11 protein-coding genes and 2 pseudogenes are annotated in these 20674 nt (G+C 43.9%); 3 read left to right on the forward strand and 10 right to left on the reverse strand.

Annotated features, from left to right (window positions below; translation table 11 throughout):
- Window positions 1-423: 423 nt before the first annotated feature.
- The gene (locus tag MHH78_RS19205; protein WP_341168437.1) at window positions 424-1554 is read right to left on the reverse strand and encodes an IS4 family transposase; all 1131 of its coding nucleotides are present in this window, start codon (window positions 1552-1554) and stop codon (window positions 424-426) included.
- A 284-nt stretch (window positions 1555-1838) separates the two neighbouring features.
- Here MHH78_RS19205 and MHH78_RS19210 point away from each other — a divergent pair.
- The 3 genes and pseudogenes from MHH78_RS19210 (at window position 1839) to MHH78_RS19220 (ending at window position 9977) form a co-directional block, all read left to right on the forward strand.
- Window positions 1839-3142, forward strand: a pseudogene (locus MHH78_RS19210) (IS1380 family transposase).
- A gap of 1165 nt (window positions 3143-4307) precedes the next feature.
- A complete protein-coding gene (locus MHH78_RS19215; protein ID WP_341168438.1) occupies window positions 4308-5690 on the forward strand; it encodes a hypothetical protein in 1383 nt (460 codons plus the stop codon).
- Window positions 5691-6176: 486 nt separating this feature from the next.
- Window positions 6177-9977: a hypothetical protein gene (locus MHH78_RS19220; protein WP_341168439.1), complete on the forward strand. Its 3801-nt coding sequence runs from the start codon at window positions 6177-6179 to the stop codon at window positions 9975-9977.
- Between the two features lie 1027 nt (window positions 9978-11004).
- On the opposite strand, the gene MHH78_RS19225 is transcribed toward MHH78_RS19220, so the two are convergent.
- The 9 genes and pseudogenes from MHH78_RS19225 to MHH78_RS19265 all read right to left on the reverse strand — a co-directional run bounded on the left by MHH78_RS19225 (window position 11005) and on the right by MHH78_RS19265 (window position 20674).
- On the reverse strand, window positions 11005-11517 hold the full coding sequence (locus MHH78_RS19225; protein WP_341168440.1) for a hypothetical protein: 513 nt from the start codon (window positions 11515-11517) through the stop codon (window positions 11005-11007).
- A 308-nt stretch (window positions 11518-11825) separates the two neighbouring features.
- Complete coding sequence (locus tag MHH78_RS19230; RefSeq protein ID WP_076074980.1) at window positions 11826-13316, reverse strand: hypothetical protein; 1491 nt, start codon at window positions 13314-13316, stop codon at window positions 11826-11828.
- 1 nt (window position 13317) lies between these two features.
- Window positions 13318-14169, reverse strand: coding sequence for a hypothetical protein (locus tag MHH78_RS19235; RefSeq protein ID WP_076074982.1), 852 nt, complete (start codon window positions 14167-14169; stop codon window positions 13318-13320).
- Window positions 14170-14301: 132 nt separating this feature from the next.
- A pseudogene (locus tag MHH78_RS19240) lies at window positions 14302-15060 on the reverse strand (IS4 family transposase); the annotation flags it as partial.
- A gap of 125 nt (window positions 15061-15185) precedes the next feature.
- On the reverse strand, window positions 15186-16241 hold the full coding sequence (locus MHH78_RS19245; RefSeq protein WP_341168441.1) for a hypothetical protein: 1056 nt from the start codon (window positions 16239-16241) through the stop codon (window positions 15186-15188).
- A 30-nt stretch (window positions 16242-16271) separates the two neighbouring features.
- A complete protein-coding gene (locus MHH78_RS19250; RefSeq protein ID WP_341168442.1) occupies window positions 16272-17543 on the reverse strand; it encodes a hypothetical protein in 1272 nt (423 codons plus the stop codon).
- Window positions 17540-18826 carry an ATP-grasp domain-containing protein gene (locus MHH78_RS19255; protein ID WP_341168443.1) on the reverse strand — a complete coding sequence of 429 codons (1287 nt, stop codon included), beginning with the start codon at window positions 18824-18826 and terminating at the stop codon, window positions 17540-17542. The genes MHH78_RS19250 and MHH78_RS19255 overlap by 4 nt, the downstream gene beginning before the upstream one ends.
- A complete protein-coding gene (locus MHH78_RS19260; protein ID WP_341170346.1) occupies window positions 18823-19692 on the reverse strand; it encodes a sugar phosphate isomerase/epimerase family protein in 870 nt (289 codons plus the stop codon). Before MHH78_RS19260 ends, MHH78_RS19255 begins: the two co-directional genes overlap by 4 nt.
- Window positions 19682-20674, reverse strand: coding sequence for a hypothetical protein (locus tag MHH78_RS19265; protein WP_341168444.1), 993 nt, complete (start codon window positions 20672-20674; stop codon window positions 19682-19684). The genes MHH78_RS19260 and MHH78_RS19265 overlap by 11 nt, the downstream gene beginning before the upstream one ends.

A 20674-nucleotide genomic window follows, 5' to 3' on the forward strand; every position in this document is an offset into this window, starting at 1 on the left:
TACGCATCTCTTCATCGTCGCCTTTAACTCTGCCGCTTGCGGTCTACGCCGGCGACAAGTTCCATTTGTGAAGGACGAGTTTTATTTCACCTGAGAATGATTTGGTCATTAAATGAATCGAGTAGGAGGGGGCGGCCCCCCCCCGTCCTCTCACACCACCGTAAATGGGGGAACTTTAGAGTCAATGAAGGGGTAAACTTTATGTCACTGTAGAACATGAATTATTAAACGATTGAGTCGAGGTTCACTTTTAAATAATTACTTCTTCACAAAACCCGTATTTCTTTTAATATATAATTAATCAATATTTCATCATATTTTAAAGTAATTATATATATTGTGTCACTTATTATTAAATTCAAATTCTAACCTTTACTTTATAGAATTAAATACTCTTATATGCAGGCATGTTGATTACCCATATTATGGGATGACAAAAACACCTAAATGTTCTTTACGCCTGAGCTGATTAAGCTGAACCTGCCACTCCAGCGGAAGATTAAATATACGCCAGTACTGCATAAATTCCCAAAGAGTCAGCTTAGCAAAGACCGGTACCTTCGGATGAATTTCATCAAAAATGTATTTTAGAAGCACATATGCGGTAAGGGCCACAAACAATTGGCTATACACTGCATTTTCGGTGTTTCCAAACAGACAAGGGACATTCAAATGCTGTTTCACCCAGCGGAAAAAGACTTCAATCTCCCAGCGTGCTTTGTAAATTTCAGCAATCACGTGAGCGGACTCTTTTCTCAAATCAGTGACGACCCGTACGACTTCGCCCCGGTCATTTTCAAATTCAACGACGCGGTGGCGCTGGGCGGATTGGTGTTTCCCTTGACCGATATAACAGGTAATATCGCGTACAATTTTGGTGTCTCCCTCTGCCGGTCGCTGACGTTTTCGCGGCAACACCAAGTGGAGATTGTCTTTCAAACGAATCACAAAGGACTGACCTTGCTGCACATATTGATCCAATCGACCGATTTTTCCATATGCCCGATCCTGGACTAGAAGGTAGTCCTTATCGGCCAAGACTTCTCCAAATGGAGCGTCATTGCGCCGGGCAATCGATTCGACCACCTTCACGGGTGAATGCTGTCCATGCGAGAAGGCCACATGCAGCTTGATACCTCCTCTGAATTTTTTATACGGAGCCCAAGACATACGGGAGTTTGCCGCCGTAACCGTCGTAGAGTCAATAAGCAGAAGATCTTTAGGCAGATTCAGGTGCCGCCGGGTTTGCCGGTTACATTTCTGGACGAGCATTTGAAACAAACGCTTGAAGATATCGTAAGGCACTTCACCGGCTTTGCCCGAAAGAGTGGAGTAATGAACCTTGGGCAAATCGTAGTTCGAGCCCACCCGAGCACTTTGACGAAAGCCATCCCATTGGTGGTAGCAGGCTTGGATAAAGTAGTCGAACAACACACCGACAGTCATTTTGGTTCCTGTATCCTCGTAGTTCTCGGTTTGCCCAGTCACCATTTCGACTTCTTCCGGGGTTAATACTTGTTTGAACACGGCCAGGAATGGGGTATTATTATTCATGAGGTCGCCTCATTTCGGTTTGGTTTGGTCGTACTTACCATTACCCGAAATGGCGGCCTTTCTTGTCCCTTTTTTTGGGAAATCAACACGCTTATCTTATATGTAAAAAATATATCTGATGAATTTACTCTTGTTTATATATAAATAGATTGCATCGTGTAATATAATGTAAATAATCCTAAATTTCGAAAGTAATCTTCTATAAAAACAAAAAAAGGGCTCAAATCTTTGGTAGAATGGTGTTTACGACAACAACATCACCCAAAGAGAGGAGCACCTTTTAGGTGAAGTCTACCACATCTATTTCTAAAATCAAGACCGAATTTTCCCTGACTCAGTCGACAAGCATCGGAGGAAGCAAGATCTTCCTGGATTATCTCGAAAAAATCAAACTGCGCCAGGTGCTGCACACCGTATCCGGAGGCAAAGCCCGCAATGCGCGTTTCTCCATGCACCACATTCTGCTGTATCTCATCGTCGGCTGGGTCTTGGGCTGTGAGCGTCTGTTTCACTTTCGCAGATGGCAAAAGGACTCCCTGCTTCAGCGTTTTCTCGGTGGGCGCTGTCCGCACCACTCTCTTCTGTACAAAGAACTGGCTCGACTGGCCAAAATGAATCCCCATGTACATACGCAACTCCGGCTCGTGAACTTCGAAGTGATTCGGCCAGCTCTGCCCTCCAAACTCATTCTCGATTTGGATTCCACCGTGGAGACGGTCTATGGGAATCAGGCTAAGGCCGCCAAAGGGGTAAACGCCCATAAGCCGGGGCGCAAAAGCTACCATCCCTTGCTGGCTTTCGAAGGACAATCTCACCTCTGCCTAAATGCCGTGCTACGCGGCGGAAACGTTCACTCCTCCACGGAGGCGTCGACGTTTCTGGAAGAGACCTTTGGCCTCCTGGGCCAGCACCCGGTCCAATACGCCCGGTTTGACAAAGGCTTTGGCGGCGAAGACTTCTATTCCTTGTGGGAGGAACGAAAGATTGGCTATGTGGGCAAAATGAAATGGACGAAGCGTCTGTCCGCTGAAGTGGCCTCTTGCCGGTACTGGAAACGTTACGTCGACGAAGACTGGATCATTGAAGGCATCGCCCTGTGGTACCAAGCGACCTCCTGGACGAAGCCACGGCGGGTCGCCGTCATCCGCAAAGCCACCGTTGTTCAAGACGACCAAGCGTGTTTCCTGCTGGACACGGATTGGCAGTACGAAGCCATCGTCACGAACCTGGACTGGGAAGCGATCGGGACGTATGGCGGTTTTACAACCAGCGCTGCTGCATGGAAAACTATATCAAAGAAGCCAAGCGTGGATTTTCCATCGACAAGATCGCAACCGGCTCCTTTGAAGCCAATGAAATCGACCTCCTCGTCAAATTGCTGGCGTATAACCTTTATGAGCGCTTCAAACGATATTGTTGTGAACCTATTCATTTTGGTTATACAGTAGCAAGGTTTCGTCTAGAATTTTTTCAGTGTGCGGCGACGCTGATGAGTCACAGTCGAACCACCGTACTCAAACTGACGAAGGAATTTGTAAACCGCCACGCCTGGAGGCGAATAGAATCTCGAATCGCCCTGCTCGAATGAAGCCTTCTAGAATTTAACATGGAAATTCAAATGCCCGGTCCTCTGGGGTGGGGGAATCTGTACGCAGCACCGTCAGTTTGGAATATCCCCCCTGTTAGTACACCCTGATTTTTACAGGTTTTTTTGGCGGACAATCCTTGGCTTCCTTGTCACTACGCACTTTCGAAATTCAGGATGAATATTCTAACAAATGAGTTCTTAAGACAAGACTGGTTCAACAATTGAAGATAATCAGCAAATCTGGTTTTTGGGAACTGAGTATGAGCACTTAGTTGCAACTGGTATGGTGATCGAAAATACAGGCTTCGGCTTAAATCCGGGCCAAGTTTCTATGAACTACTTTGGACTTGAAGGTGAGGTATACGAGTATTCTCAATTTCACTTAACTCACTTGGGAATAAAATTAATTAACGTCTAGTTTCCTTATTAGGAACAAATATTTCTGCAAAATAAGCAATAGTCTTGAACTTTTTACAGAATACAACTAAATGATTTCCCCCTGCTGAGTACAAAGCATTGATAAAACAGGTCCCAAAAAGAGAAAGACCAGCCCTCGATGTGTTGCTCCAAATTTTTCTGTATTCCTTTTTCGCTACTTAAGATTGTCGGGTCACTGTTTAGAAAGTATAAGCATTGCTATTCTAAGTTTATGGTATTAAAATGCCTCGTAAAAAGAAAAACGATCGTCGTGAGACACTCATATGTAATATAAATGCTGAAATGTGAGAGTCACACTGTCCAATAATGGTAGTACCGTACGTGAAGGAATCATATAAGTAGTAGACGTATAAGGTGTATATCCTGATATCCAATAATTAAGAAGCAGCTGGGAGAGTTTTACAGTATGGAGCTTCATATATGACTCTCTTGGCCATCTAAATAAGACGAAAGTGATAGTTCACAGCAATTATCGTAGTGGTCAGGGTGATCTTATCTCACTAACGAGCAAGTGAGTAGGAACTTCCTTATCGGCACCAAAAGAAATTTATGTAAAAATCTCTAAAGTGCCTCGTCAAGCTTTAACATCGAATATTGTGAGAAGTTTGAGCAGCTGAGATCTATACGATATCGATATATGAGATATCGTAGACTAAAAAACACTATATAATGACGTAATGGTAACTGGGAATAAGCCTAAGAAAGCATAAATAAAGGAGGTTTTGATTTGACATTTATATCCGTTAACAAAGAACTTATTTGCAGTAATTTAAGCAAGAATAAACTGAATAGAATTATAAATATTTACTATGGTGAAAAAGTAAAACGTGATGAGTTAGAAGCGTATGAACAAGGGCTATACGATTATTTAAAAGAAGAATATCCTTCACGTGAACGATTGGAGCAAGCATTAGGTGAAATTCAACATTTCAATGATTTATCGAAAGACTTCTTGGTGATGGCTATTAACTTTCAGATTTCCGCTGCTGAAGTTGTTTATTATATGGCCAGCGAGTCAAGCATAGCTCGCCTAGACACACTTTTTTTCCCCATGGTGTACCTTTACAGACAAAGTATAGAACTTCTGCTCAAAGCGATTTATTTTCAAGAGGTACAGGATCAATCTGAGAGAAAGTTATTCATTGGAAGAACCCGACATGATTTGAGCACATTATATCAAGAGGTGACGGCCTTACCTATTAATCCGGATCAAGATAAGGCAGGATATACATGGTTAGCAGACTTTTTTGACAATATAAGCTTGTTTGATAAAGTGTCGGATTCTTTTCGATACCCTTACAAGTTTCATATGACTAACGATGTGTTTGATCGACATTTAAAAGTTAAGAAGGTGTTCGAAGAACGAAAAGATATAGATTTAATTAAGCTTTCAACAAAGTTTAGTTATGCTTTTGCTTTGCTCCAACGTTTAATAATAGAGTTGCCTCAAGAATGTAATGAAATCCCTTATGCAGTTGACAAGTTAGGCGATTTCATTGATAACCCTGATTGTAGTTCCGAATTTTTAGAAGAGGGTGGACATTATTATTTGAGATGTGTTATAGGTGAAGATTACAGACCAACAGATTTCAATCGCTATGCGGATGCGTATAGCGATTGCGCCGAGTACCTATATAAAAAACGAATAAGCGATTTTACGGAGAACCATAGAAGTAACATAAGCTGTTATCATCCTGTTTGCTATTTATTACGCAATGCGATCGAATTATCTTTAAAAAAGCTTTGTGCAAGATGTGCAGAATACGATGAGGCTATTGAGTTAATAAGCACAAAGAAACACAATCTGCTTGGACTATGGAATGGTTCTAAAGATAAGCATGCTGAAGGACCAATGAATTTTTTTCCGATTCCACACTCAAATCAAATTGATTTTTATGTAAAATTGGTAAATGGAGTGGATGAAACTTCTTCACGTTTTAGATACCCGACAGATAATAATCTTGAACATTATAACCCTGTTCCTTATCGTTATCATTTCGGTATCCATTATTACTTGTTAAGTACTTGTTTTGAAAGAATCCGGGTTACTGAGTATATTATTGACGAAGCTACTGACGGTAGAGAAGACTATAGGGAGCTTCGAATATGAATACTCTGTGTTTTAAATAAAGCAGGTTTTTAGTATTTCTAATCGACATTGACCTATTTTAAAATGATACTTCTTCATATTTTACGGCTAGAGGATTGCATCAAGAATGAAGATCCTCCTAACTTTTACTTATCACATGATTTCGATTTATCACAAGTAGAATTTTTCCAATCATAATTACGGCATGTTTCTTATGGGGTAATCGGTTTATTACTCGTAAAATTTGATGATAACGATTAAAAAGTGGCACTTAATAATTTCCTATATGGAATAACTGTTAAATGCATTTAACAGGAAACATACTGTTGAAAAGAAAAAGGGGCTGTTCCAATTTGGTGTGGCTTCTTTATATTTGTTAGAGACTATCACCATTATATGAAAATACTTAGTCCGTAGTCCTCTGTTAACATTTTATGAAGGTATACCAGATATCTTTGTCGAACTTGTGATTAAGCAATTTCTATAAAATAGAAGGGGTGCGTTCAAGTGAGTCTAATAAATGAGAATCAACTCGATGAGTGGGTACGTGGAAATACACGAGAAGCTCAAGGGAAAATAGTTGAACTTGTTTGGCGATTGGTTGCTGTGTCTTCTCCGAATCCGAAAGAGCGCAGGTTTCCACTAGGAGATAGTATTGGACAGCCAGGTCCTGACGGATTATTAAATACTGAATATAGTTTTGATCCTTTTGTACCTGAAGGGAGATCGTTCTGGGAAATTGGTACTGGATATAACGCTAGAGACAAAGCAACATCGGATTATCATGGATTGACTGACGCAACTCCAGAAGAGGTAAGGAAAGAATCAACATTTGTCTTCGTTACACCGCTTTCTGGTAGAAGGGATTGGCAGCATACATGGAAAGAGAACGCGCAAGCTGAATGGTTACATAGTAGACGACAGAACAACGAGTGGGCCGATGTTCGTGTAATAGATGGATCCGTACTTATAGATTGGTTGCACCATTTTCCCGCTGTAGAAACATGGCTTGCAGAGATTATGAATTTACCTATCCAGTACATACAAACTGCAGAGCAACATTGGGGAGATTTAAAAACTATAGGAGACCCTCCGCCTCTTACACCGGAAGTCTTTCTTACTAACCGCAATGGGGCTAGTGATAAATTGAATGAACTATTTTCTGGAACATTGTTTCAACTTAAAGTAGACACCCTCTTTCCTGAACAGGTAGCAGATTTTGTTGCTGCTCATGTTGCATCCTTAGATGAAGAATCGAAAGTGGATATCGCCGGGCGCTGTCTTATCATTTCGAATGTGGAAGCTTGGAATGCAATGGTTTCTCTGAAAACACCTCATTTTCTAGTTGCAAATTTTGACCTTGATGAGACAGAAACAAGTACAAAACTTCTGGAAAGAGCACGTAGAGGCAGGCACTTGGTCATCTTTAGCGGAAGACCAGGCGGGATACCGCATCCGAACAGAGTTACTATTCCAAACCCTAAAAGTTATCAATTGAAAGAAGCTTTGGTTAAGGCCGGATACAACGAGGAACGAGCACGTACTCTAGCGCAGAAAAGTGACGGTAATTTAAGCTCCTTACTTAGATGTATCCAACATCTTTCATTGATGGCGGAATGGGCTCAAAGAACGGATGCAGCTGAACTTGTTATTGCAGAACTACTTGGTGCATGGAATGAACGGTCTGATGCAGATAAATCAATCGTGGAGAAACTTTCGGGAAACCTTTACGGGGATTGGATCGGAAAGATTCGTGATATTTCGCTTCGTTCGAACAGTCCCCTAATCAATAGAGAGGGTAACTGGAAGTTTGTTTTGCGATACGAGGGATGGTATGCTCTTGGACCACGAATATATGATGAACTTCTCGACCGATTTAAAGAAATTGCATTGACAGTTTTAAAAGAACGCGACCCTCAATTCGATTTACCTGGTGATCAGAGGTATGCGGCTAGTATATACGGTAAGGATTTAAATCATTCTAAGCTAATTAGGAAAGGGATAGCAGAAACATTGGCATTGCTAGGAAGCCAAGCTCAAGCGTTGATATCATGTTCCTCAGCAAAAGCTGTGATGACGGCTTCCACAACAATTAGGGAACTCTTTTTTGGTGCAGACTGGATCCTTTGGGCCAGCCTGAATGATCTTTTACCATTATTTGCTGAGGCAGCTCCAAATGAATTTCTTGGTTCAGTTGAAGAAGCATTAGCAAATGAATACTCTCCATTTGAGAGCGTTTTTTCGCAAGAGGGAACAGGATTGATGGGGCACAATTACATGACAGGATTACTTTGGGCATTGGAAACCTTAGCTTGGGATGCTGAATATTTAACCCGTGTAGTTATGATACTTGGAGAACTTGCTCAAAAAGATCCAGGTGGAAACTGGGCTAATCGTCCTGCTAATTCTCTCTCGACTATCTTATTGCCGTGGTTGCCTCAGACTAGTGCCTCAGTTTCAAAGAGAAAAGTAGCTGTCTCAACCCTTTTCCTAGAGTTTCCTGATGTTGCGTGGAAATTACTATTAGAGCTTCTTCCTAGTTCACATCAAGTCTCATCAGGTTCTCATAAGCCATCGTGGAGAGAACTAATTTCAGATGATTGGACTAAAGGTGTTACGAATCAAGAATATTGGGAGCAGATATCCGGATATGCACGATTATTAATAGAAGCTTCTAAGCATGATTTATCAAAACTAAATGAATTAATTTCACGTTTCTCAGACTTGCCCCAGCCAGTGGGTGATGAACTGTTAAGTTACTTGAGTTCTCCAGAAGTTCTTTGTTTACCTCAAGAAGCTCGCTTTAAAATATGGAATGAACTTACGGTTCTTATTTTAAGACACAGAAAGTTTTCAGATGCAAAGTGGTCAATACCTTCGAAAATGGTTGATAATATCCAAACTGTTGCCGACAGTCTTTCTCCCGTAGACCCATTTTATCGAAACCAACGAATCTTTAATGACTATGATTCACATTTATTTGAGGAACTTGGGAATTATCAAGAACAACAGAGAAAGCTAGATGAGCTTAGACAGAACGCTGTAAAGGAAATCTTGGTTTCAGGGGGTGTTGAAGAGCTTCTAAACTTTGCTAAGGTTGTTGAGCATCCAATGTATGTAGGACTTGCTTCAGGCGTACTGGGTGAGGAGGACGTTATTGAAAAAGCTATTCTTCCAGAATTAATTATTTCGAATATGGATTCATTGTCGAGGTTTGTTGGTGGCTTTATATTGGGGGCATTCCGTAAACATGGGTGGCAATGGATTGATAATCTCGATTTTTCAAATTGGAGTAAACCCCAAATTGCGCAACTGCTTGTATATCTACCTTTCAGTTCAGAGACGTGGGGGAGGTTAGAAAATCTTCTTGGAGAGGACCAAATACTATATTGGTCCCTAACAAATGCAAATCCATATGAAACAGAAGAACAATTGGATTGGGCAATTGATTGTTTACTTCAATATAATCGACCGCATGCCGCTGTCAAATGCCTGGACAAACTATTACATGATAAAGGCACTATTGATAGCCAACAAGCTGTGCGTGTGCTACGAGCAGTGCTTGCTTCCCCTAAGGGTATTCAATCAATTGATGCTCATGACATTGTAGAGATTATTAAGGCTCTACAGAATGAAGAGAAAATAAACCAAGATGAGCTTGCACAAATAGAATGGAATTATTTGACTTTGCTTCGACATTATCCTGATGCAAAACCAAAAATTTTAGAGCAACAACTAGCTGAACAACCAACTTTTTTTTGTCAGGTCATACGCACAGTGTTTCGCTCCAAAAATGAAGAGCAACAAATTGAAGATGATTCATCGGAGGATAAGAAAAATATAGCATCAAATGCTTATAACTTACTTAGAGAATGGAGTAAACCACCAGGTAGTCGGGAAGGGACATTCGATGGAGATTTTCTGATTAATTGGCTTGAAGAAGTGAAAAAACTTTCTCATGAATCAGGCCATTTGGAAGTCGCACTTACTATGGTTGGACATGTGCTCATTTATACACCTGCTGATCCAGATGGACTTTGGATACATCATTCTGCAGCCAAGGTATTAAATGAAAAAGATGCTAAGGATATGCGGGAAGGTTATAGAACTGAATTGTATAACTCGAGAGGAGTTCACTCCTGGACAGCAGGTAAAGAGGAAAAAGAATTAGCTGAAAAATATAGGAAGCAAGCAGAAGAAGTAGAACTTCACGGGTACCATCGCTTAGCAGACGTACTTCGTCAGTTGGCCTCTTCCTACGAATATGAGTCACAACTTCAGGCATCTGAAGATCTTTTTGAGGACTAAGACCTAACAAGAGCATTTTACTAGGTCCCCGGAATAAAATTTCGGGGATTTTTCGAACAGCAATAATATGAAACAATGGCAAAGTAACATTTCAAATATAAGAAATATAATTTATAGTGACGCATCAAACTATAGGATTGCTTAAGTTATATTAAATTTACGTAAAATAATAATTTGACGAATAAGTTTGCAGAGCTAGATACTAAGGGCCTTGCGCTAAATAGTATAATAAAATTAACCCAATTAATTAATAGGACTAATTAGAACTATATGGAATGTAAAGAGTTAAATAAATGCACTTAAATTACGATGCTGGGACTCAGGGATCACAATTATTAAAAGCATCGTAAACAATAACTATATTTGACCGGCCGTATTAACTAAATGAAAAGCGTTGTGTCAATAAAAGAAAAATAATTTAACAAAATGATCTATGTAAAGATAAAGAGGAATGAATCAGCATTATAAGTATACAAGTACAATAAGCCAGATCAGATGTAAAAACTGTAAAAACGGCTCGAAGAAGCTTGAATTAGGCTGATCTTATTTATTTACTTATTACTTCTTCACAAAACCCGTATTTTGTACATATGTATAAGACGATCTCTTGTTATTGGCCTACATGTCTGTGTTGTTTGTTTGATTGACACAAAGTCCCCTTATTAACTCTTTCCAAGGGAAAATCTTTGGAGTTTGGTACTACACAATCTAATTACCTCTGTGATATCGAGATTACCGAGCTCTTGCATCAACATTTTGTGCTGAAGGGCGTATGCTTTTAAAGTTCTCGTACTGAATTCTTGAATACGCTTGTCAGCTTCATATAACCTCCACAACTTACTTAATTGCATAACAAAACCTCCCATTAGAAGCGATTAAATCTAGTTTGCTTCTAAGGAGAGGTTTTAATAATCAACTGGTGCGTGTTGAACTAGCGTTTCCCGTTAGCGCAATGACTTGGAAATACCAATTGAGTAGCGTTCCCACCTTCGCGAACCTTCATGGGCTTTAATCTTCTCTTTCTCGACTAATCCACAATTACTAAGTTTTCATAATTTGAGCCATCGCCGATGTTATCAGCGGACAACCATTCAAAATAGCTTAATCCTAGTTTATTTGCGATAAAATAAGCTGGCGGCTCTTCACCAACATATTTCACTAAATCAAAAGCTTTTTCCACGTCTTCAATTGAATTACCCTGCTTCATAATTAATTCTCTAAGTAGAACCATATCAAGCTCATCTTTCTCAATAATTAGTTCATCAGTCCAATCGCACTTATATGTAGATATGATTTCATCCTTCTCAAAAATGGATAGTTCCCATCCGTGATCTTCCATATATGAATAATGAACTAATAAGCCTGTATTTAATGATACAATCGATTTACGGATACCAAATGCCGGTCCCTTAACAATAAAAGTCACCCAACCATTAGACTCAGGGAAAACAAATCCTTTATTGTTTGAAGCTCTAATTAATTCAACGACTTTTTGCTGATCGCTTGTCTGCAAATGATAACTTGCACTAAATTCGCTCATCATTAAGCTCCTATTGAGTTTTTTATAGCGTACCACCACGTTCTCTTTTAATCAAAACATTGGAAGTAGCCATTATGTACAGTATTCGCGAAATCATTATGCTATCCTGCCCGTTAGCTTAAAGAAACACTGGAAGTCTAATACTTTATTTTCTTTTGACAGTTTGCTGTTTCATTAGCCATCCCCCATGGTTGGTGTTTGCAGAGAATGGGAGAATATGCAACTTATTTATGTTTTCAAATGTTAAAAGAGACGAGACATTGTGCCGCCTCCATTACATATGTTCACTTTGCTGTCTGTATACAACGTTATCCCATAAAAAACTCAAACAAATCTTCATCAGTCCGCAAAATTCTGGACTCCTCCACACCCAGCTCCACTGCCAAATCCACGGAAGCAGCGGCCAGTACTGCCGAATTCGCCTTCACATCGAAGGCTGCTTCAATAAGTGAATGATAACGGCTGTAAGTCTGGTTAATCCGGGTAATGATCTCCAGATATGCCTGATCGACTTTTGCCAGTATGGAATCTGTGTAAGCATCAAGCATACACTTTAATTCCTGCTCCCTTGCCTCAAGCTTCCCCTTGGCGAAACCCCACACCAGGTTAGCTGTTACTGTTCCGATAATGGAACCCAGCACCGGAACCGGAATCAGCATCTGGCCGATAGCTCCCCCTGTTGCCGCAATGCCCGCTTCGATACAGAGTACCTGTCCTTGTGTAACAAATTCGTCCATGGAGATTTGCTCCTGCTCTAGATCAGCCATCAAGGAAGACAATCCCATCATGGCACTCGCGACTGCTCCGGCGAATGGAGCAGAGAGTGACGTCAGATTGGTCAGTGCATAAATCGTTCCGGCCGTAACGCCTGCCTTCGCTCCTGCCTTCGCTCCATCAAGCCCGATCTCCTGCCAATCCTCCTGTTCAAACTCCTGAAGCTTCTTCCCCTCCTTCACCTTACGGTAAATGGCGGTAACTGCGGATAAGGAAGCAGAAACAACAGCAGCCGTACCCGCTGCTTTGACTCCTTCCCTGATGGAAGGCGACTTTTGCGCTTCAATCTGCTTCACTTTTTCTTTCCCGTCCTGACGGATGTCTTTTTGGATACGCCGATTCTCATCCACAAGCTGGTCCTGAACCTTGGTGACCGTCTCGCCTGCTTTACCCAGCTGGACTTCACTATATTCCGAGATAGAAGGCTTAACTACATTCTGGAAGCTCCGGCCGGTACGCTGTTCAAGTTCCTCCACCTTCTTAAGAATGGCCCGGACAGATTTCTCGTTTAAGCCTGCCGGCATACTGCCGGAGCGGATAGTCTGAATAATCTCGTATTGATCCTTCGGAATCGAGTAGTTCATCGATAAATTTTCATATTTATCAAAATGCTCCAGCACATGCTTGAGTGTATTATTGGTACCGTTGATAAACTTCGACTGGACCTTAACGCCTTTTAGAATAAAGTCCTCCGGCGCTGTTCTTCCAACCCCTTCAAAGGTAGCTACCTCCGGGTTGCCGTGCAATGCTGCCCGGGCATTGCGCACATGCACTTCCATTTGTTCCGCCACTTCTCCATGCTTCGTCTGCCCGGACCCCAAGATATTATCCGGCTTTGCAAGGAACTGGCGCATTTTTTGCATATGACCCAAGGCATTTTCAAAAAAAGACTCTTGTTCTCCCTGAGCTGCCAGCACATCTCTGACAGTCTGATCAATATTACGGGCCGCAGCTTCATGTTTCCAGTCATTAAATGCGCCAATACCGACAGCAGTTATCTGGTTCTTCCATACCTGTGAAGCCATCTTATTTGCCAACTTCCTTCATGAACAACGCTGACAGGCTTTCTGTATTATTAATGATCGCCCGCAGGATATCCCGTTGGTCCTGGGTGAACTCGGTAAAGGACCGGATCGATCTGGCAGTACCGGTAAAGGTCATCAGACTCTGTTCCAGACCGATTGCCAGCTTCTGCGTGGATTCCTTCAAGTGTACAATCTCAGCATCAGTAGCCTCCAGCACCCTAGTGGCTTTAACAATCTCCACCCGCTCTTTATCCGCTTTGATCGCTGCATCCTTGTTCTTCTTGCTGGCAAGGAAACCGCCGGCTGCAAGACTCACAGCGCCAATGCCCCAGCCGACCGGTCCTGCCAAGGCAAGAAGGGCACTGCCGCCTGCCATACCACCGCCGCCCGCGGCAAGTGCACCGCCGCCCAACCAGGCTAGAGCCGCATTAGTTGCTGCTGCTCCCGTCAGTCCGGAGATAGCAGCGCCTGTTGAAGCTGTGCCGAAGGTAGTCGCAATTGCCATCGCTGCCGTCGGTGCTAGTGCTGCTGTTGCTACACCAGCTGCTACGCCTGCTGCCGCGCCACCTCCGGCCAGCTTAATCATTGTTTTTTCATCATAGGAAATTTCACTTAACGCCTTAAAGCTGGCCAGATTAACACGAACCTGCTCAATGCTTTTGGCAAACTCCTTTGGCGTGTTGGCAAGTGTATTAATATAAGCCTCCACTTTTTTAATAACATCGGTGCCGTAAGTGCGAACATTATGTAATTTGATTGCATTTCCTTTTACCTTTTCAGAAGAAACCTCATATTTGCGCAGTGCCGATTTCAGATTCTCGATAGCTTCCTTCTTTAAAGAGCTGTTTAGCATGATAGATTACTCCTTTTTTTATATTAATCTGGGTCTTTTTACATAGTAATATATTTCATCCTGATCGTCTGTCGTATATTGTCGGGAGAATATCATTGTATTCATGGCGTTAGACCTATCTCTGTTTTCTTGCTAAATGCAAGTTTCAATCCCCCACCGCATGTTATAGATGGACCTGAGTTCATCGAGTGGGAAATCTGCTTCAGACAGATTCGTAATAACGGTCTCATAAGCGCCACCTGGCAGGACGAACCGAACTACCCGAAAAGATATGGGGTAGTACAGTTGCTCCTTCAGATCTAAGAAATCAAAGGTAGACGTAGAAGGGACGAACTTGTACATTTCGGGATGAGCTTTGACCTCTTTGGTTTGTTTTTTAGTAAGCACCCGATGAATCTCCTGATCAAACGAACCGCTATTGGGCAAACGCAAGCCCGAGAGAATACCACTGGAGGCCAGATCTTTTACTCGAATGACATAGTTCCACCCCTTGCGTTCAATATGCGCGAAATTGTTGTAACTTTCATAACCTCGATCGGCAATGACAATCGTTTTTCCCTCAATGGAGGAACGGTCAACCATATCCCCTAGCGCTTTTCTCTCATTACTTAATCTCCGTGATTGAACAATCGCATCCACGTAAAGTCTGTTGCAAAGGTCATAGGTGGCGTTTAAATGGAGCAGATTATAGCCTCTTGCTTCCGATTGACTTTGAAAATAGGTGTCAGTATCCGCAGGGTCAGTGGCAAAATGCAAATCCGAACCGTCAATGGCGAGTAACCGATACCCTCGGTAGTTCTTGAGATCCGTATAGGATTGCGTAAATTTTTGAAACAAATACGCCAATGCAGACGGCAAGATTTTATTTCTCTGTTGGACAAAAGCAGAAGAAGTGGCTGTGTTTTTCTCTTATTTTCACACAAAAAAGCAGGCTATCTTTTCGATAACCTGCTTTTTTGTTGATCTTTGGTCCTGCGCCTTAACTTAATGACATTGACCAATTAGCGGCCTTTTTTCTAAGAGTTACTAACCTCAGTCACCATCTTCATCGTCTGGACCATGTTATATTCTTTCTTCACAATCTCTTCGAGTTTTACGATAGCTTGATCATGAACACGATTATTAGATGCGATCATTTTAATAACTGTCGTTCTATAAATTTCCCATAAATGACTTAGTTCCACGCTTTGTTCTGCTAACTGCTTATAGAGATTGGTATGGGACGATTTATCTTCTAGTAACTTAAAAAGCCTGTTATTCTTCTTATGATTCTGTGCAAAAGAACTGCTTCTCAAGGCAAATATGCTAGTATCGTTCAAATTACCTACAAGTTCTTCGAATTCCTCTACATAATCGGTCAACGCTTTTAGTCCCAACTGATAATGAAGACCATATTGCTCAAGAAAAACGATATTATCATCCAATATATTGCTTCTGAGTTCTGAGATAAACGAGTCCTGTACTGAACATTCATGGTTAAAATTCCTTATCGATCCTTCATGCACAGAAACCATTATGAATCTAACTTTTTTGCCGCTTTTAATTAGATATTGGGTAGATTCCATAATGACTTCAAGTGGAGTTTGATAATCGTGCATTCGCCCTGGAGATAAGCAATCTTCAATTACTGTGTATGCATCCCCACTCGCACATTTTCCATGAATAAATGTCGGATGGATAAAATGTATTTTTCCGGATTCTCTTCCACTGGAATAAAAAAAGCGGTCCACATCGAGAAAGACATATTTCTTCTTGTCTAAAGCGCCTTGAATCATCTCATCCAGGAAAGGTATATCAGATTGCTCAATAAGCTGATCCTCAAAGCGAAGATAATGATAGAGCTGTTCCGTGTCATATTGAACTTTCGGCAGCATTAATCCTTGATGAAGCAAGCTTTCAAAATTGTCTTCGGGGAATGTCTGGTTGATGATTTTTTTCCAGTACTGTGTTTTAAAAGTCAGAGGCAGCTTCTCGAACGATGAATGATGACTAATGAGAATCGCCATCAAGTTATTATTGACACAATCAAGCCATATGTCATTATAAGGAAAAATCCGATGGGTAGGTGTCACATGGTCAACTCCCTATGATGAACTCACTTATTAGGTTGATAGCCAGCTCACATCATTTAACGTACCGTCAGGGCGGAGAATAACTTCCTTCGGAAGAGCATGAGACAGAAAATGAACATTGCCGCAGGTTAAGCCATAGGCCCCCACATGGGGAAACGCGATCCAATCCCCCGGCTCTAGAGGCGGGAGCATGACGCTGCCTTGCAGCACATCTGCGGGAGTGCACAATTTACCGCAAACATTGTAGGAGACTCGCCCCTCTCCTTCACCGGATTCGTATAGCTTGCGCTCCCCCGCCTTCCAAAGCTGAAGCGGCAGAGGCTGCTTGAAGCTTCGTCCCATCAGGCTGGAAAAAGCCCGATGGTGAGTCCCCCCATCGACAATGGCGAAGGCTTTGCCTTTGGAGAGCTTGGTATACAGCACTCTGACCGCATAAATCCCCATCATTGCGGCAATTCGCCGCCCTGATTCTACGAATACCATGTCCAATTCCAGATCCCGGTTGCGCTCTAGCTCCCCGGCAAGATACGCCCCGAAAGCTTCGACAGGAAACGGCTCATCGCCTTCAAACATGGGAACGCCGAAACCGCCGCCGAGCCCTAAGCATCGAAGCTGCAGGCCGAATTGGTTTCGCACCTGCCGGGTGAGACCGAACATCATCGGAACACTCTCCATATAAAAGTCGAGGTGAAAATTTTGCGTGCCCTGGTACGTATGCAATCCGATCAGCTCTAGCCCTTCAAGGGTAATGGCGGTTTGCACCGCCACATTAATTTCACTGTCGTCGATGCCAAACTGGGAGGCAAGTCCGACCGATGACATCCGCGAGCCTTTGGCTCCAATAGACAAATTGACCCTTAACATAACGGGAGCGGCAATACCAAGCGCAACAGCTTCATCGTGAATGACGAATAGCTCCGGGATGGACTCCGCATTAATCGCGTAGATCCCATGGCGAAGCACATGATGAATCTCGTCCGCGCTTTTGCCCGGTCCGGTAAACACGATGCTGTTCGGATTTACCCCGTTAGAGCGGGCAATCTCATATTCCCCAACCGATGCGACTTCGATCGGCGAACCCCAGCCGTTTATGAGACGGCATACCTCCGGATTGGGGTTGACTTTCATGGAATAATATAGCGTCACATCCTTGGGTAAAGCGTCCCGCAGCGAAAAATAATCTGAGCCCAGCCTTCCCTCGTCATATACATAAACGGGTGACCCAAACGGCTCGGCTGCTTCCAGCCAAAAGGGTTGGCCCACCTCCTGCCGATTAGACAGTCGTTGTGAAGCCATAGTCATATGACAGCTCCCCTCCATTCCATGATTGCTTCCTCCAGCCCTTGACGGGCAAACTTCTCAGCTTCATCGTCCACACCCCAGCTCAGAGTCGAGACCCTGCAAGATCGGATACGGTCTGCCGATTCCCCATCATGGTGGAAACCATACACGAATGCCCCACCTTGTTCGGCAGAGATCCTTATCGATGTTACCTTTTCGGCAAATTCTGCAAATTTGGCTCCAGGGTGGAGCTTGAAATCATAGGATTGAGTCTCCATTCTAGGAAACCCGCGTTCGAGCAAGTGCTTGCGAATCTTTAGCAAATACGTGACCATGGTAAGACGGGCGTTGATCTCAATAACCGGTATTAAAGTTCCGTCTTTATCCAGTATGGAGTCTACCCCGATGAAACCCTCGTAGCCCCGGGAATGTAAAGATTTACCCAGCTGTTGCAGCTGTTCGGTATAAGCCACGATCAAGGATTCAGGCAGGTCCGGGTGCAGATGGCTCCCCCTGTACACTCCTGCATCCGTAATCCTCTGCTCGGTCATAGCCAGGATCTCGCAATCGGTTCCCCCCAGCCAGAGCTGTGCCGTCAGATGGCGCTCGACCTGATGCCAGCGTTCCACCGTCACAACCGGTTGCCCGCCTTCCCGAGAAATCTGCCTCTGTAAATATCCGAGCAGCGTCTCCAAATCCGCGCCCCGATGGATATGGAACAGCGCTTTACCGGAAGAACCGTAAGCGGTTTTTACAACCAGCCGGGCTCCAGGATGCCGTCCCTCCAACTCGGCGCAAGAACGGCGGATCGCGTCAAGCCCCTCGCATATCCTACCGTCGCTGACTGGAAAGCCGATTTCTTCGCATAATTTACGCGTTGCGATCTTGCTGTTCAGTTCCACGGACAATCGGGCTGGCGGGCCGATCCATCTCCCTCCGTTTTCCTTGAGAAACTGCTCCTCCTGCTCGTCCATCAAGTAAGGAACAGCCATCCGGTTGCGAAACTCACCCGTATATTCAGACCGTGCGCCAATCGCGATGGATGGTATGGCTATCTTCTCTTCTTCCAAATAAGATAGGAATTCAGGATCCGGAGCTTCTTTCAGGAGAACAAGATCATCCCGGTCAGCCAAATAAATTTGGTAGAGATCCATTTGCGATACGAGCCGATCTCCGGACGCATTGTTAATATGGGGTAAGCGAATCTCTTGAGCGGCTTTTCCTTGTTCCCAATTAATATTGGAGTACCAGAGCTTCGGTGCGCGCGTTCCGGTCAGATGCTCCACATAAGGTGCGTTATTCATGTTCCCGTCACCTCCACTTTCTCCAGCTTGAGATCGGACTCCAGCCCTTTAAGCCAGCCTAACTCCGACTTTAAGATTTGAAAGGGGTTGGCTCCGAACCATTCCAGAGATACCGGGGCTCGGGTAGGGTCCAAGATAAGGCGCTTCATTATGGCTTGGCAGTCCATTTCTCCATCGGCCAAGGGTACGATACCTCTGCGGCTGCCGCTCGGAGAATAGATATTGTTAGGAGAGAATACTTCGAGCCATTGCCGGGATTCCACATTCTTCAGATGGATATTGACAATCCATGGCTTCAAGCGTTCGAAGGCGGCAAGGGGATCAGCGCCCGATTCCCAAATGTGCAGAAAGTCCAAATTCAGCTTCAAGGCAGGGTGGCCGGTTTGCCGGAGCAGTTGAAGTGTGGAATCTAAGCCGTCGGCAGCGGTTCCCGGATGAGTCTCAACCACTGTATAGACCCCTTCCCTCTCTGCTATGGCGCAAAGGATTTTTAGACGTTCGGTGCAAAGCTCCCAGTCCTTCTCATCAAGAGATTGACTGCTCAGGTTTCCGGCGAAAATCCTCAGCTTATTGGTGTGGAACGCTTTGGCCGCCTGTACGGTGTCCTGCCATTCCTTAAGTAGAACGTCCATTGGGAGATTCCCCATGAGAGGGATGTAATCGCTCAGCATGCTGATTTCGAGCCCGTAGCTGAACATTTCGTCCAGCATACCTTCCAGCTCCTGGCCCCGTTGGCGAAGTAAAGCCTTGGCATGCACGCCCCACAGTTCTATACCGTTGAAGCCCGTATCAAGAGCATAACGAAGCAGCTCCTGGAAGGATACCAGCTCGTGCCGAAAAGAAATCGTGCATAGATTATACCGCAGTCAGATCACCGCCTATTCCATTCATCCAGCCCAGGAATTGAAGCTCCGCATCCCGAATTTCCCGCAGTCTGGCAAGAGCCGAGCGCAGCAGCGCTTCGTCCCCGATGTGCTTGCGGTATTTCACAAGCAGGAAATTCAGTGTAGTCCATAGCTTCACGATCCCGCTGATCCGGTTCGTCCCTTCCAGCGCCTGCCCCTTGTCCATCACGCCCAGCTGGGCAAAGCTATTCCATATGGAGGACCGGAGCTTGGTTATGGAAGCAATGCCGATCGAGTTCTGGTTCAGCCAGTTCGAGGTTTGTTCCGGGCTTAAAGCCAGAGATTCCTGCAAATCCCGGGCAAAGCTGTCAAACGCGGCGGTACCCGAACTGTATTGAGAACGGACATACATGTCGTAGTTTCGCTTGGCTGCATAGGCGAAGATATCACGCTTGCCGGGAGACTCGAACCCATTCCCTTCTTGATCCGGCTGAAGCTCGTAGTAAATGATGTCCTCCTCTTCCGGCTCCGCCGATGCCCGCATAAGCTCTTCTCCGGTCAGGAATCCGTTGAAACCGACAATGGGATCGAATACTCTGAAGGCGTTATGCGCTTCATCGAAGCTGTCTGCGAGGATATAATGCTCGAATCCGCTCTCTGCCATGCTCAGCATATTGGGAGGGAAAAAATCCAGATCGGATGGGCGGCATTTCACTACCGCACGGTTCCCTGACTGAACAGACTGCTTTAGCGCCTCAGGTCCAGTTCCCTTGTAAACCAGATGGATGCCGTACAGAAAGGGCAAGCTTTTGTTCAATCGCACATGCTGGCTCGCCGTAATAATGCGCGATACATAATTGACATTCCAGTAATCCAGCAGAAACAGATCAGGGTTGGCCCCGGACCGGTATAAGTGGGTCAAGATGCAGGAAGCGGCACATTCCATCGCCGCCAGCTTCATCATTTCCGGCTTGGCATCCGGCGTATCCGTATGAGACGTCAT

It is taken from the genome of Paenibacillus sp. FSL H3-0333 (assembly GCF_038002805.1).
GTDB classification, from domain to species: Bacteria; Bacillota; Bacilli; order Paenibacillales; family Paenibacillaceae; genus Paenibacillus_AQ; species Paenibacillus_AQ silagei.

Bases quoted from the DNA above. Each gene is read 5' to 3' on its own strand.
- MHH78_RS19230 (WP_076074980.1), bottom strand. From the start codon at position 13,316: ATGGCTTCACAGGTATGGAAGAACCAGATAACTGCTGTCGGTATTGGC.
- MHH78_RS19235 (WP_076074982.1), bottom strand. From the start codon at position 14,169: ATGCTAAACAGCTCTTTAAAGAAGGAAGCTATCGAGAATCTGAAATCG.
- MHH78_RS19265 (WP_341168444.1), bottom strand. From the start codon at position 20,674: ATGACGTCTCATACGGATACGCCGGATGCCAAGCCGGAAATGATGAAG.
- MHH78_RS19250 (WP_341168442.1), bottom strand. From the start codon at position 17,543: ATGACTATGGCTTCACAACGACTGTCTAATCGGCAGGAGGTGGGCCAA.
- MHH78_RS19225 (WP_341168440.1), bottom strand. From the start codon at position 11,517: ATGAGCGAATTTAGTGCAAGTTATCATTTGCAGACAAGCGATCAGCAA.
- MHH78_RS19205 (WP_341168437.1), bottom strand. From the start codon at position 1,554: ATGAATAATAATACCCCATTCCTGGCCGTGTTCAAACAAGTATTAACC.
- MHH78_RS19255 (WP_341168443.1), bottom strand. From the start codon at position 18,826: ATGAATAACGCACCTTATGTGGAGCATCTGACCGGAACGCGCGCACCG.